The organism is Lepagella muris, assembly GCF_004793975.1.
GTDB classification, from domain to species: domain Bacteria; phylum Bacteroidota; class Bacteroidia; order Bacteroidales; family Muribaculaceae; genus Lepagella; species Lepagella muris.
Window position 1 is genome coordinate 125,466 of the sequence record NZ_SRYB01000004.1, and the last position, 14,301, is coordinate 139,766.

Consider the following 14,301-nt stretch of genomic DNA (forward strand, 5'->3'; position numbering starts at 1 on the left):
TGGATATCGAATGAAGATCTGACCACTTAAATAAATAGAATCTGAACAAATAGCCTGAAAGCGTGCCACACGTTTTCAGGCTATTTATATATAGAGGCAGCGATAAGTGCAGAGGCAGTAATAAGTGGCATATAACGACAAAAATGTATTTGGTAAAGAAAATCAGGCATATTGACCGGATTTTATCGGAATATGAATAGCTATTACTTATCGATAGATATATAATTGGATTAAATTTGCATTAACGAGTAACACCCCGGAGCATACCCCGACCCGTAAGCCCCAGCCCCTAAAGGGGGAGCACGGATGAGTTTTCTCCAGTTGGTTGCCCAAGCCCATGGGAGCGAGGTGTCTCTAAACTCTAAATTTTAAATTCTAAATTTTAAAACCATAACCCCTATCATGAAACTACTGAATTTGGCAGCATCCGGTTTTCTTCTGTTTGGTGCATCATGCGCCGGAGCGGCAGGCTTCAAGGCAGAGAATGTAGATATGCCCTATATCCCTTCATCGACAGACTCCGTGGCTTTACGTCCGTTGGCACTTGACAAACTTCCCGTAGGCGCAATCAAACCCGAAGGATGGCTGCTGCGTCAGCTCGAACTTCAGCGCGACGGACTCAACGGTCATCTGAGCGAGATCAGCGCGTGGCTCGACAAGAACAATAACGCATGGCTCGTCAAGGGTGGCGACAGAGGTTGGGAGGAGGTGCCCTACTGGCTTCGCGGCTACAGTCATCTGGCATTCCTGCTCAATGATCCCGATATGATCAAGGAGTCGCAGTTCTGGATCGACGCCGTGCTCGCCTCCCAGCAGGAGGACGGCTATTTCGGTCCGGACAATATGCGCAACGGAAAGCGCGAAGTGTGGGCGCAGATGATCATGCTTTGGATCTTGCAAAACTATTATGAATTTACAGCCGATGAACGCGTGCTCCCCTTCATGAAGCGTTATTTTGAATGGGAGATGGCGCAGGCTGATGAGAATTTCCTGGAGGATTATTGGGAAAACTGCCGAGGCGGCGACAATATGTGGAGCGTAGTATGGTATTATAATCAGACGGGCGACAAGAGTGTGCTTCCACTCATCGAGAAGATCCACCGCAACAATGCCGACTGCACCAACCCTTCCCGTCTCCCCAACTGGCACAACGTGAATATCGCGCAATATTTCCGTGAGCCGGCGGAGATGTACCTGCTGACGGGAGATTCCGTCATGCTTGACGCAACGTATAACGTCCATGAGATGATACGCCGTAACTTCGGACAGGTGCCGGGAGGTATGTTCGGAGCCGATGAGAATGCACGTATAGGCTACACCGACCCGCGTCAGGGCACGGAGACTTGTGGCTTCGCCGAGCAGATACTCTCCGACGGCGTGATGATCGGCATAACGGCAGACCAGCTATGGGCTGAGAATATGGAGGATGTGGCGTTCAACTCCTTCCCCGCTGCCATGATGCCCGACCTGACGGCTCTGCGCTATATTACGTCGCCCAACCAGACTATCAGTGATTCGGAGAACCATCATCCCGGCATTGACAACCGTGGTCCCTTCCTCAACATGAACCCCTTCAGCTCACGTTGCTGCCAGCACAATCACGGTCTCGGATGGCCTTCGTTCACTCAGGCGTTGACATTCAGCACCAAGGATAAAGGCGTGGCTTATACAGTCTATGCCCCCAACACGGCGACACTGACCGTGGCTGACGGAAAGGTGGTGACAATCACTGAGGAGACCCAATATCCGTTTGAGGATGTACTGAGGTTTAAGGTATCTACAAAGGATAAGGTTAGTTTCCCGATCTATTTCCGTATCCCGTCATGGACAAAGGATGCGAAGGTTACAGTCAACGGCAAGAAAGTCGGTAATCCGCAGCCGGGAGAGTATCTCCGTATAGATGGCGAATGGAAGGATGGAGATGTGGTGGAACTCAAGTTTCCGATGGAGCTTAGCTTACGCCGTTGGGAGGCTAACCGCAACAGTGCTTCTGTGAATTACGGACCACTCACCCTTTCACTCCGTATCAACGAACGCTACGAGAAGGTCAATTCTGCAGAGAAGGCGATAGGCGATTCCAACTGGCTTGAGGGTGCGGATCCGGAGAAATGGCCCACCTACGAGATATATGCGGATTCACCGTGGAATTACTCGCTGATACTTCCGGAGGATAATCCGTTTGCCGCCTTTAAGGTGACACGTAAGGAATGGCCTGCTGATAACCAGCCGTTCACAATTGATAATGTGCCCCTGGAGATAAAGGCTACAGGTCGTCTTATACCGTCATGGGGTATCGACGAGACCGGTTTGACGGGAGTTCTCCCCGGCGAACGTGCGAAGCGTTCGGCACAGGTAGATGAGATTACCCTCGTCCCGATGGGAGCCGCACGTCTGCGTATCTCCTCCTTCCCTACATCATCGAAATAATCACACCGCTTGCCCAGCGTTGAAACCCCACCACGGAGCGCGCAGAGGACACGGAGAAAAATAAAAAACTCCGCGGATTATATTAAGGGAATAAAGAAATAAAAGAAATTTTATAATTTAAATAACTGGATAATAGCTTCTTAAATAAATTTATGCAAGATTTTTCAAAAATCTTGCATTTTTTTGTGAACCAAATGAACTTTCAATTTGTATTAATATCAGAAAATCGTTTCATGATGTTAGGTTAGTTCGAAAAAGTATTTAAAACCGGTCGATGGGAATCGATCGGTTTTATCATTTCAACATGGTTAAAAAACTTGTTTCATACGCTTATATGTGCAATATTATGGCATATATTTATTGTTGGTCAAATTTGCTATAGTGATACAGCATCTCCGGAGATAAGGTATTTAAAATTAATAAATTTTGATTCCGGAAAATCAAAATTTTGTTTTTTAACGGGTAAAATATATCCTCGAAATTGGATTAAATAGCGACAAAAATGCAAAAATTAAGCATTTTAACATTTCATTTCCCCATTTTTTAACTATTACTGCTTTGGCATATTAGTTTTATTGCCTAAATTTGCATATCTGCCGGATATTATGCATTACATTCTTGGCAGACCCGAAGTTCAAGTGAGTTCTAAAAGTACCTACGAATGCAAGTTGATAACTGCTTCAAAGCGATTAGGTCATAAAAAAGTTGTGAAACTGACGATTATAATTGCTTTTTCGGGACAAGTATCTTCGTGCTTGTGAAATCATGAAGTTCATTCCTGCTGAGCTGTCTCAGTTTCAGCAGGAATTCGGTCCCCAGAATTTATACTTGAATTTTGGTTATGGGAGGATGGCATTTTTTGTGAAAAAGATGTCATTCTTTCTTTAAGCCCCCCACGCTAAGAAAATCACCGCGCTCTCTACGGACTTAGAGGTTTAATTACTGAAGTTTCGCAAGCTGCACTTCAGTGGTTTAAAGTTTAAAGTTTAAAGTTTATAGTTTAATGTTAAGATTCACGGAAATCCACGAATCTTTTCATTATACAAAATTTAATGATCATAAACCATAAACCATAAACCATAAACATTAAACTTTAAACCTTAAACCTTAAACCATTTAAGTGTTTTCAGATTATTTGCTTAATTTTGTAGGATAAAACTAATAATCTGAATAAATGCGTCATACGCTTCTTTATATATTGCTCCCGGTGTTGGTTCTGCTGTCTGTAATTCTTACGTGTTGCGACAGGGCGGAGGATCAGCGGCTGCTCCGTGTGGAACGGATAGTAAATGATTCGCTTGAATCGGCAACCGCTCTCTTTGAGAGCATCAATCCCGACTCTCTGTCGGAACGTGACCGGTATCTGCATGATTTCCTGTCGGTGAAGATTGCCGACAAGAATTATGTCACCCACACCTCCGACAGTCTCATCCTCCGGGTCATCGACCATGAGGAATCACACAAGGGTGACGGCAGGTATGCCGAGGCACTCTATTATGGCGGACGCGTCTACTCCGATCTCGGCGACTACCCTACCTTCCTGAAATATTTCCAACAATCGCTCGAGCTGTTGCCCGAAGATACCGACAATCTCCGGCTGCGCTCCACTGTCTTGAGTCAGACAGGTAGCCTCCTTGAATCACTGAGACTGTTTAACGAGGCAATACCTTATATCAAATCCTCCTTGGATATAAGCCACCGGTTGGGTGACAGTGTAAATGCAATATACGACTTGCAACTGCTTGGTGCATTATATCTGCGTGCGGAACAGTTTGAAGAAGCCGAGAAATATCTTGGGGAATCAATTGCCGAGATGAGCGGCAGTAATGCTCAATTACTGCCGATTTCGAAAATGTATCTCGCTCAGGTAAAGTATAGAAAGGGGGAAATTGATTCTGCCTTGAATCTGATAAGGGATACCCCTGACAATGTGTCTGATGAATGTCGCAACTATGCGCTTATAACCGCATCAAAGGTCTATCTTGCTGCTGAGAAATATGATTCCGCATTCATCTATGCGAAGGAATTGATTTCAAGCGATATGCAAATGAATAAGACGGATGGCTATCATTTTCTTCTTTCCGAACTGAATGATAGGTTGGATACTGACTCCCTATTGCAATATGTATTGAACTATCGTGATTTTATTGAATCAACGTATGATGAGAATGAGGCGCAACTGACGATTAACCAGCAGAACCTGTATAATTATCAGCTGCATGATCAGGCAAGGCAGAAGGCAGAGCAGCACAATATCAGATTGCATTACTGGATTGGAGGGTGCGTGTTTGTCATAATGGCAATGGGTATTGCACTGCTATCCTTCAAGAATCGTGAGCAGAAGCATATCATGGATCATCAGAAGGCTCTCAGAAATATAGAGAAGCTCAAACGGGAGTTAAGCATCATCAAGGACTCCGTTCAGGAAGATAATGTTTGGAAAGATACCTCACCGGAAATAACCGATGATACGGAATTGGATATGGAGGAGGATATACCTGAGGATACAGAGTCCGATACATTGAAAGGGTTGCGGGTGCAATTGAGAAAAGAATTGCGAGATTTGTACGAGCAATCCACCCATCATAAAACAGTCTCACCCACAATCCTGCAATCCGAGGCGTACAAGTCATTGCAGGATTTGATTTCTGCAAAAAAGATAATAAAGGATAAGAATAAATTATGGGTGGAGCTTGAACGTGTAGTTCTGGAGAGTTCCCCTAAATTCAAGGAGAATCTGAATCTGCTTACTTTGGGAAAATTGAATGTCGCAGACTTTCAGACAGCCCTCCTCATAAAGTGTGGTATCAAGCCTGTGGAGATGGAAATCCTGCTTGGAAGGACTCATGGGGCATTGGTTTCACGACGACAGACCCTCGGACTCAAAGTTTTTGATGAAAAAACCAGTATAAAGATTATAGATGGGATAATTCGCTTATTGTAAGTAAATTATAAATTGCCGATATAGACAAACAGATGACTGAAAAATGACTGAAATTAATTTCAGTCATTTTTCAGTCATTCGTTTTATCACTATTTTGAAAAGAGGATCGTAATTTTGCGGCATCAAAAATTTATTACGACATGAAAATTTTTTCAAAACTCCTACTCATCATGGCGATGCTTGTCAGCCTCACACCGACATACGTTTTCGCCGACAAGACACCTGCCCCTACACGTGTCATCACACTAAAAAAGAAACCACCGAAAGATTATGGGACACAGTTACCCCCTAATAAACATAGAACCCCTTCGCAACCGATAGAATGCGTCATCTCCTCCAACGTGGTAAGCATTTCAGCAGACATATCCACATCCGACATTCTCTCCTACGAGATATGGGATACGGCTGGCGAAGTATGCCTGGCATCTTTCATTGACGAGTCGGATTTCATAGAATACGTTTTCGCCAATGACCAGGAGATGCAAATCCAATTCGTCACAGAATCATACGTCCTCGCAGGATTCCTATAATGTAAACTATAAAAAATAATTACCATAAAAATAACAATCATGAATTTAAAAAGATTTAGATCTGCGTATTTGTTGCTGTCTTTAATGACAGTTGCATGTTCTCAAGAAGTTGTAAACGAAAGTTTGTCTGAAAAGTCAGAGTCTGATGAAGAGGAACTTATCGTAAAATATAATGGCAAAACTTATACTACGCAAGTAGTATATGAAGGTGATTCAGTAATATATTTGAATCAAGAATATGCCGATATCTATGAAAATGAAATCAAAACAGCTACGGATCTTGCAATATACCTGCACAAAGATGAATCTGGAAGAGATATCGTTGAATACTATAATTCTGAAGAAGATCTTCAAGAAAGTGTGAATATCTCTATTATTGAAAATATGCCAGTGGAGAACATATCAACGACATTAACAAGAGGAAGCAATACACTTTATGAGATTCCTATTGATGGTAAAATTCTTGGAGAAGCATTGATGTTTGATGACAAGGGATATAGTGATCGACGAGTGAAATTAAAAGTTACAGAGAAACTATATCAATTTATTCCTCATTTGAAGGCTTTTGCAAATTTTAATGATAAAACATCTTCAATAAAAGTATATAATTATATGTCTCCAAATGGAAAATATAATGGCGACCGTTGGGCTCCAACAGGAGGGGTGCCAGGCAATGATTATATATTGGGGAAAGATTTAAGGACATGTCTTTTAGGTTATCAAAATATAAACTATAAAGGAGATGTGCTATATTGTGTGTCTAACGAATCAGGAGATCCTAATCCTCATGAAGATTATGATTTAAAAAAGATTGGATGGAATGACAAGATTTCTTCTGTAGAATTTAAAATTATCCGAGAGGATGAGATATCTGAATACTATCCACCTCACGATTAAGACTCAGATTATTATATAGGTATTAAGGTTGTAGATGTAATTTTTATGATTACTAAAAAGTGAAGTAATATGAAAAATTTTATTATAATTATAACCACATTGTTTGCGATGTTATGTGGAACATCTTGTTCAAAAGAAGGCTCCGGAGAAGGAGGTGAAAATATAGCTTATATTTCCGGTGATTACGGAGAAGGAAAGCAGTATAAATTATCAGCTACGCTTAACGGAGAAGAATTGAAGTCAACAGGGTATGTATCTTTTATTACTCATGACTTTAAGATAGGAGATTTTACTCTCGTTGATATCGTTCCAGATATACAAAAAGTTGAATTGAAAGATGTATCTCTTGAGGAGATTGAGACTGAGGAAATTTATGAAGTGAAATTTGACGGAACAACAACTATTATCGGACATGGGAATATTGGCATATCTGGGAAAATAAAGGGTGGCACAATGTTCCTTGCCGTAAGTATAGAGTAGCGTATGATATACAGAATTGTTGTATCCTTTTATATGGCAATATCATTCGTGATGGTCATGGGGCAGGAGAAATCCGATACCATGGCTATCACAACTCTTGATGAGGTACTTGTCACAGATGACAGAGGTTTTCTTCGTGATACAAGAATGGGATTTCATTCCTTCTCCGCAGATAAAATAAAGACTCTCCCTGTAATCTTCGGAGAGCCGGATCTGATTAAGGCTTTTCATACATTACCGGGTGTTTCCGCAGGACTTGAAGGTTTTTCAGGATTATATGTACGGGGTGGAGAAAACGATCAGAACCTTTTTATTCTTGACGGGATGCCATTGCATAATGTTAGTCATCTCGGTGGAGTGTTCTCCACATTCAATGCTTATTCTCTTAAAAAAGCTGATTTTTATAAGTCTGCTTTTCCTGTAAGTTTCGGAGGTAAAATTTCAAGTGTGACAGAACTTCAGTTATCAGCTCCCGGTATTGAAAAAACTGTGGGTTCTTTTAATTTAGGTCTTATCAGTGGGAGTATGTTCATTGCCACGCCCATAAAGAAAAATAAGACAAGCATTGCTGTCGCTTTACGACGTACTTGGCTTGACGTTGTGACAGTTCCAACTCTCGCCATAATTAATGCCACTACAAAGTCTGAAGGAAAGAAAACTATCGGAGGATATCACTTTATTGACGGCTCTTTACGATTGGACCATATATGGAATAGCAGATTAAAATCAACACTTACTGGATTTTACTCAGGGGACAGTTTCAAAATCGGGGAGGAACGCTTTGGGATAGAGGATGGTTATGAAACACAGTATCATAAAAAGGATATCAACAGGTTAAAATGGCAAAGTTACGGAATAAGCGCAAATATGACCGCAAATATTTGGAATGGATGTCTGATTTGTGATTTATATTGGACAGGAGCAGAATCTAAACAAATAGAGTCACAGGATTCCAAATATTCTGATAAATTGGTTACAAACACAACCTCAAACATAAATTCAATAAATGAGTGGGGACTTGTAGAGTCTTTTGACCGAGATATATCAGACAGAACAACGTTGAAATTCGGTATGGGACAATCTTTGCGAAGGTATAATCCGGATAGACGTAATATGACAAGAATAGATAAGAATGAATCATATTCTTTACATGGGATTTCCAATCATATATCTGTAGGAGAACTGGCTGCATACATAGAATGCGACTGGAATCCTATAGATAAAATGTCAGTCTATGCCGGAACACGAATACAGACATATATATCATGTAATAAGAACCATCTGTCGGTAGAACCTCGTCTGTCAATGCAATTTTCCTTATCAAAATCACTGAGTGTAAAGGTCAGTTATTCGGAAATGTCACAGTTTATGCAACAAGTGTCTTCAAACTATATATCGCTTCCTACCGATTCATGGTTACCTACCGGAACAATAGGCAATCCTCTTAAAAGCAACATAACATCAATAGGTGTATATGCCCTATCAAAAAACGGATACAGGATATCGGCTGAAGGATGGTACAAGGATATGACTGGTGTGGCTGAATTTAAAGAGGGCGTATCAATTTTTAATCCTAATGTGGTGTGGTCAGATAAAATTACGTTTGGCAAAGGATGGGCATACGGATGCGATGTCTCGTTAGAAAAAGAGTTTGGGAATATTCATACGAATATATCATACGGACTTATGTGGAACATGCGAAAATTTTCAGACCTCAATGGTGGAAAAACTTTCCCTGCGAAATTTGACAATCGTCATAAAGTAGATATAAGTTTAAACTGGACTATACGAGACAATCTGATATTGAACACACAATGGCAATTCATGTCAGGTAATAGGACAACAGTGGCATTATATAATATTGACCTACCCAACCATTTCTTCCCAACTGCTCCTTTTGAACGTCCCAGTGATTCTTTACAAGGTGATTATACCGGGGCTGACCTGCTGACAAGTAGAAATAATGTCAGATTGCCGGCATTTCATAGACTGAATATCGGGGTGACCCTCACCGGAAAATTGCATAATGGAATGAGATATAGTTGGAATTTCGGTCTATATAATGCATATTGCCACATGAATGCATTTACTCTCACTAAAGATTATGTACCCAAACGTCCTTTAGATGATCCCGGATGGCACCGCAATTTTCAGGTATTTTCATTGATTCCTGTTATACCTAATATTTCATACACTCTAAATTTTTAATAATGAAAAATTTAATAATTCTTTCCATTCCATTAATGTTTTCCGGTTGTTATTCCAACATTGATCTTGACCATTACAAGAATGATAAGATTGAAAATATGGTTGTATTAAATTCCCTTATGAATCCAGACTCAATGATAACAGTAATTGCCACTCATCCTTATTTCTTCTCCGATCCTCATCCTAAACCATCTTTTGAAAGTAATCTTGATATAGAGCTTTATATTAACGGTCGATATGAACAATCTCTAAAATTCGATTCTCTGAACAATTTTTATTATTCAGATATCTTTCCCCAACCGGGTGATTCCATAAATATTATGACAGAGTTCAATGGAATAAGAATTTCTGCTAAAGACGAGATTCCGAAACGGGTAACAATTGAATCATTCACCGCAAGGATTAGCGGACCATATCCGATATATTGGCAGGATGATTATATTATAGATTATGAGATAAATTTTACAGATCCGGCAGATGAGGATAATTATTATTTCCTTGAGTTCGGAGAACCTTACGGGTTAGGAGGATATTTGCATGAAGGTGAAAAAGTGTATGATAAGGAATTTGTATTCCAAATTCTGGCATCTCAGATCGATGAATCTATTCCAGGTTGGGAACCGTACTCTGTCAAAGGATTGCCATTCTCTGATAATGGAATAAATGGAAAGAACTATACATTACATCTTAGCGAAATCATACAGCAGGCAGGAAAAGATTATGAAAAGTATATTGGTCTTCCAAGGGAGGCCAAACTTTATTCAATATCTAAGGACTATTACCGTTTCATGATAAGTCTTATCGCCACTGATCCGGAAGATGACAGCATACATGGTAGTCTTCTTGGATTAGGAATGGTCGAACCGGGAAGGATATATACTAATGTTGCAGGTGGGGCAGGCATTGTCGGAAGTTATATTTTTGACATTGCAACTACTAACATTAGCAAATAATGCAATACATTTGTAACACATATCTTAGCGAAACTTTCCATGTTAAGCATTTCGTGAATACTGACACTGAGCTGCAGCCTATAATGGTAAAAAAGAAAGAAAAATCTCCGCGTCCTTTGCGTTCTTGGTGGTGGTTTAACCACGAAGAACATAAAGGATGCGGATTTTTTTGTAACTTTGTCAAGACATTGTGTGCATGTACGTATTGGATATACTATTATTGAATTGTTATATATTATTGATATGAATAAAGTTGGCTATCTATATCTTTTTCTTATTTCAATATTGCTTCTGGCATATCCTGTCTATACACTCATCATTGAATCTCGTTGGGCATCACTGTATCTTATTATTGGATTAGTGATCTCCGCATCAGTCGGCTTATATCGTATGTTTAAAAGAAAAGTCTAAGATTCAGTGTGATAAGTTTACGAAGAAACAAAGGAAATAAAAGAAATTAGAAAATCTCAGAGTACTCTGCGTTCTTTGTGGTGGTTTAACCACAGGGAGAACGGAGGGCATCACCTATGCGCAAGACAAGTTATGTTTAAAACAATCTTTTGGGTTACTTCAAAATGGAGTACGATCTCAATCACTCCATAACGGCTGATTAATCCAATCTGCCGGGAATCCCATAGCCGCGACATCTACATTCGGATGAGAGCTGATCAACTGTTTCAGCTGCTGCTTGAAATCGTTAATCGGATGGATGGTGTTCTGTAGATACGCAAGACAACACAACTGGGCATATAGCTTGTTATTGGGAACTGACGAGATGTCAATCCAATCGCCATTCAGTGATTGAGGAAGTTGCGGCTGTATTGGATAAATCCTGTTCCATGTTCTTGAATGGTGGGCAAGGTTGTTTCTCAGTGCTACAACACTCTTGCACCAGCTCTCCAGATATTTATGCTGCGGCAGATTGAACTCTCTTGCTATTTTCTTTTTTAATGGATTGTCCGATAGATTGCAAAGAATCCGAGACAAAGTCCCGAATGAGACAACTTCTAAGGTTTTCCATGCAGGAGGAACAATCGGATTATCGTATTTGTTGAAATGTTCCTGTATGAAATCTTCTTTTGAGCGATAAACTTCCTGTTGAATACGTATCGTACAGTCTGAAAAAATCTTCTTATCGGAGAACAGCCCTCTGTCTATAACCCAAAATGCGCCGTATTTAAGAGAGCAATGATGTATCAGTTTTGAACGTAGGGCAACCTCAAAACTTTGGATAGTCGTGAAAATCAATGCCCTCAGTTTCTTGTCAAAGTAATAAAGATCTATTGCATTTTCAAAATGACTGTTAGGCTTGAATGTGTGAGTGACCTTGTCCTGTTCCATCGGGCGAAGATAATTTGCCAGACGAAAATAGCTGATGATTCTTAATTGTTCCAATGCCTGACCATAATTGCCAATCAATAGGTTGCGTTGCTTGAGCATCGTGATGATCTGAGGATAATCCAGTGGTTGTTTAATATAATCCATGTGGGTATAAAAAGCAAAAGTTCCACCCTGGTACGCATTGGCAAGAGGCGTGGTGGAAACTGTCGGTACAAAGATAGACTTTTATATTGAGACACACAAATTTTCAGCAATAAATTTTCTCGTTTTTGCAAAATAAAGTTATGTTTCAAACGATTTTGTGGGTATAGTGTTGAATTATTAAGATTATTGACTATATTTGCACTTAGAAATTGAAACTTATGAAACTGATTGAGTTGAATCTAAAACGAATCTTGGACCTTTGCCGATTGCATAAGGTCAAATCCCTTGCTGTCTTTGGTTCTATCCTTACCGATAGATTTAATGATAACAGTGATGTGGACTTGCTTGTGGATTTCGAGTCAACCGACCCTGACAAGTTTGATTACGTTACCAACTATTTCAGCTTACGAGATTCTTTGGAGCATCTTTTTAACCGTAAGGTAGACTTGATAGAAGAAAAAGGGTTGCGTAATAAATATATCATAGCTAATGTAAACCGTACCAAACAGATTATTTATGGCTAAACAAGAGGTGTTGGCATATCTTCAAGATATCTTGGATGCCATTAGTGATGTTGAGAGTTTCTTTGCCGATTATCCAATGCGATATGATGTCTTTGAAAAAGATTATCTACGCAGAAGTGCGGTTGAGCGTAAAGCTGAGATAATGGGTGAAGCTATGAATAGGATTAAAAAGGCTGATTCCACTGTGGAAATTCCCAATGCGAGAGCTATTATTGATACACGCAACAGAATAATACATGCTTATGATAATGTTCGACCTGAATTCTTGTGGAGTTTAGTGGTGAGACATATTCCTGAACTTAAAAAGGATGTTGAAAGCATCCTTTCTGAATACGAAGAACAATACAATGAAGAAAATAATATGGATTCATATTTTTCTTAACCTATTCCCAGACAAATAGACGATATCATAATACGGTGGTTCACGAAGAAACAAAGGAAATAAAAGAAATTAAAAAATCTTTGCGATCTCCGTGTGCTCTGCGGTGGTATGACCAAAGGCATGGAGGTTAGTGCGAGGTAGGGATGTATTGGAGCCATTGTTTGCGGAGTGCGGACCATGGTATGATCTTGCCGTAGGAGTTACCGTCGGGAGAGGTCATGGTGAGCCATCTGCCGTTAAGACGGAGCGACACGAAGGTATCCCCTACCCTGTCTTTCAGCATCACTATCATGAGGTTTGCCCCCAATGGCGACACTTCCCAATCTTTCCATTCCGATGCCACGGATTCAGCCGAACCCTCCGGATAGTAGCATCCAGGCAGACGCATGAGCGCGAAGAGGGGTATTACGGTCTCGGCATGTCCGAAGCGTAGAGCCGCCACCTTTCCGTCTGTTTTCCCCGCAGCAGCCGCATCGTTGGTGCGTATTATATCATCGAGAAGCGCAGAGGAGGCGGCAGCAGCCACAGATGAATATTCCGACACCGAACGCTGGTAATAGTGCTTCAGATTTGCAGCCTCCCAGCACGCACGGTATTCCGGCAATGAGAACCATATCTCCGGTTGCCATTCAAGACGCGCAGCAGGTAGCGACTGCAGAACGCCATACATGTCGAGCGTCAACTTGCGCAACTTCCCCTGCGGTATATCCGTGGTAAACAGGGAGCGTGCCGGGGATGCGGATATATTGGTATCTACAAACCGGTCATATCCCGCTTTCCAATCACCGTTTTCAAGATAGTCCACGTAGGCGGAGTCAGTGGTGAAATAGCGTAGTAATGAGTCGAACTGCCTTCCCTCGGAAGTACTGACGGATATATGGGTAGAGTGGCGCGCAAGCTGATGACACAGCTCATACATCGTCATCACTACCCTCGGCACGTAGGATGATACAGCCGTCGCTTCCCCCTTCGCCAACAGGTCGGGTGCTATCCGCGTCATCTCCTCCCCCAGTCGTTGCTCCTCATATATGCCGGTGGCGTTCAGTGCGCCCCAGTTGCCATCGGTCACAGAGTCAACGCTTTGCAGCAGACGCATGAAGAGCCTACCCTTATCGGAAAGAGTGCCGGTTGAGTCAGCGTCATGAAGAGTGTGGCGCAGACTCTCCACCTTCTTTTCGGAAGAGAGATAGCGGGCACCATGACGTGCGACGTAATTTATGAATACGGGTTTCATATCATCACTCCACGGCACTATGCTGTCGGTAGAGGAGAAGTTATATGGCATCATCGTGCCGTTCAGTTGTGGGGGGAATCCCTGTGCACAGATCGGGAGCAGGGATAATGCGGCGATACATAGCGACAACACGCGTCGGAAGGTGGCGTTCATATTATTACGTTTAAGGTTTAAGGTTTATAGTTTATAGTTTATAGTTTATAGTTTATAGTTTATGGTTTAAGATTCACGGAGATA

The 14,301-nt window shown here is 41.2% G+C and carries 11 protein-coding genes; 9 read left to right on the forward strand and 2 right to left on the reverse strand.

The annotated features are described in order from the left end of the window. The first annotated feature begins 492 nt into the window (after nt 1-492). The 7 genes from E5331_RS04400 (at nt 493) to E5331_RS04430 (ending at nt 10,439) form a co-directional block, all read left to right on the forward strand. On the forward strand, nt 493-2,427 hold the full coding sequence (locus E5331_RS04400; protein WP_275441083.1) for a beta-L-arabinofuranosidase domain-containing protein: 1,935 nt from the start codon (nt 493-495) through the stop codon (nt 2,425-2,427). A gap of 1,174 nt (nt 2,428-3,601) precedes the next feature. Further along, complete coding sequence (locus E5331_RS04405; RefSeq protein WP_123481660.1) at nt 3,602-5,371, forward strand: tetratricopeptide repeat protein; 1,770 nt, start codon at nt 3,602-3,604, stop codon at nt 5,369-5,371. Between the two features lie 140 nt (nt 5,372-5,511). Then, nucleotides 5,512-5,901, forward strand: a complete 390-nt coding sequence (locus E5331_RS04410) for a hypothetical protein (RefSeq protein WP_123481661.1) — start codon at nt 5,512-5,514, stop codon at nt 5,899-5,901. A 39-nt stretch (nt 5,902-5,940) separates the two neighbouring features. Next, complete coding sequence (locus E5331_RS04415; protein WP_135984074.1) at nt 5,941-6,798, forward strand: hypothetical protein; 858 nt, start codon at nt 5,941-5,943, stop codon at nt 6,796-6,798. A gap of 69 nt (nt 6,799-6,867) precedes the next feature. Beyond that, on the forward strand, nt 6,868-7,278 hold the full coding sequence (locus tag E5331_RS04420; protein WP_123481663.1) for a DUF4925 domain-containing protein: 411 nt from the start codon (nt 6,868-6,870) through the stop codon (nt 7,276-7,278). A 33-nt stretch (nt 7,279-7,311) separates the two neighbouring features. Further along, nucleotides 7,312-9,486, forward strand: coding sequence for a TonB-dependent receptor plug domain-containing protein (locus tag E5331_RS04425; protein ID WP_168355133.1), 2,175 nt, complete (start codon nt 7,312-7,314; stop codon nt 9,484-9,486). Nucleotides 9,487-9,488: 2 nt separating this feature from the next. Continuing rightward, nucleotides 9,489-10,439 (forward strand): DUF4249 domain-containing protein, encoded by a 951-nt coding sequence (locus E5331_RS04430; RefSeq protein ID WP_123481665.1) that lies wholly within the window; start codon nt 9,489-9,491, stop codon nt 10,437-10,439. 588 nt (nt 10,440-11,027) lie between these two features. Here the strand turns inward: E5331_RS04430 and E5331_RS04435 are convergent. Continuing rightward, a complete protein-coding gene (locus E5331_RS04435) occupies nt 11,028-11,924 on the reverse strand; it encodes an Abi family protein (protein ID WP_123481666.1) in 897 nt (298 codons plus the stop codon). A 218-nt stretch (nt 11,925-12,142) separates the two neighbouring features. On the opposite strand from E5331_RS04435, the gene E5331_RS04440 reads away from it, so the two are divergent. Both E5331_RS04440 and E5331_RS04445 read left to right on the forward strand, forming a co-directional pair. Continuing rightward, the gene (locus E5331_RS04440; RefSeq protein WP_123481667.1) at nt 12,143-12,448 is read left to right on the forward strand and encodes a nucleotidyltransferase family protein; all 306 of its coding nucleotides are present in this window, start codon (nt 12,143-12,145) and stop codon (nt 12,446-12,448) included. Then, entirely contained in the window at nt 12,441-12,830 is a 390-nt protein-coding gene (locus tag E5331_RS04445; protein ID WP_123481668.1) for a HepT-like ribonuclease domain-containing protein, read from the forward strand. The genes E5331_RS04440 and E5331_RS04445 overlap by 8 nt, the downstream gene beginning before the upstream one ends. A 127-nt stretch (nt 12,831-12,957) precedes the next feature. On the opposite strand, the gene E5331_RS04450 is transcribed toward E5331_RS04445, so the two are convergent. Then, complete coding sequence (locus E5331_RS04450) at nt 12,958-14,217, reverse strand: histidine phosphatase family protein (protein ID WP_135984076.1); 1,260 nt, start codon at nt 14,215-14,217, stop codon at nt 12,958-12,960. Between the last annotated feature and the right edge of the window lie 84 nt (nt 14,218-14,301).